Below are 683 nucleotides of genomic sequence, written 5' to 3'. Positions count from 1 at the left end.
ACCTGCCGTACCGCCTCCGCGACGGTCGTACCGGAGCCGTCGGGCACCGCCAGCCCGGCGCCGACCAGCCGTTCGGCGATCCCGCGCACGGCGTCCGCGGTCGCCGCGGCGGCCCGCACCGGCGCGAGGGGCGACTGCCCCTGGGGTCCTATCGCCCCTATCACCGACCGCTCCATCTCGTCCCGCCCGCGCGGATCGACCACCGTGGCCCAGCCGGTGTGCGCGAGGAGCAGCCTCCGCTGACGGGCCATCGCGACGAGTGTGACGTCGGCGACCCGCCCGGGGCCGCCGGACAGGAACGCGGCCTCGTACAGCGTCAGATCGCGCCCCGCCCCCGCGTCGGAGCCGGCCACGGCGGCACCGCGCACGGCGGCCAGACACAGCCGCAGGCACGCCACGCCGGCGACGGCCCAGGCCAGGAGCAGAAGAGGGACCCAGAACATGAGTTGTTTGTAAGCGCGCGGTCGCGACAACACCATGCCTTGTTCACGATCCGGGACGGAGTGTTGTCGGTATGTGACGTTCCGCTTGGATTGTCGGGCGCCGGCGGTCAACGCCGCAGCAACACCCGCCGGGTGGCCCGCGCCAGCCGCACCGCCGGCCTGCGCGAACGCGGCTTCGACCCCGACCGCTCCAGCCACCACTCCCGCAACGCGCGCCGCGCCGACGTGTCCTCGGGCCGT

1 protein-coding gene is annotated in these 683 nt (G+C 74.7%); it reads right to left on the bottom strand.

From position 1 onward, the window contains the following. A partial coding sequence (locus B7767_RS07190; RefSeq protein ID WP_143652257.1) for a TIGR04222 domain-containing membrane protein occupies positions 1 to 443 on the bottom strand: 443 nt, incomplete at its 3' end. Positions 444 to 683 lie beyond the last annotated feature (240 nt).

Source organism: Streptomyces sp. 13-12-16 (assembly GCF_002114215.1).
Classification (GTDB): Bacteria; Actinomycetota; Actinomycetes; order Streptomycetales; family Streptomycetaceae; genus Streptomyces.
Note: the sequence above shows the minus strand (reverse complement) of the source record. Positions and strands in the feature narration are given on the sequence as shown.